This window comes from Belnapia sp. AC561, from assembly GCF_979252845.1.
The window spans coordinates 1-262 of sequence record NZ_CEEDBP010000275.1; the positions used below are offsets into that span (position 1 = coordinate 1).

Sequence of the window (262 nt, forward strand, 5' to 3'; positions counted from 1 at the left end):
GCGCCACGTCATCGGCGACCACCACCACCTCGCAGGGGATGCCCTCGCCGCGCGCCACCATCACGCAATCGGCGAGGGCGATGATGCCGTCGAGGTTCTCGACCGCCTGGGGCTTCTCCCTCTTCACCATGACCAGGGCGCGGCCGGCGCAGATCGCCTGGCATTCCGCCACATCCTCCGGCCGCGGGACGAAACTGAGGCCGATGTACTCGATCCCCAGCGGCAGCACGCAGTCGAGGTCCTCGCGGTCCTTGGCGGTCAG

Annotated in this window: 1 protein-coding gene; it reads right to left on the reverse strand. The window is 69.5% G+C overall.

All coding sequences use genetic code 11. The features are described 5' to 3' along the window. Positions 1-262, reverse strand: a 262-nt coding sequence (locus AC0IW9_RS31070) for a pyruvate kinase (RefSeq protein ID WP_471652152.1), incomplete at both ends; no start/stop codon positions are given.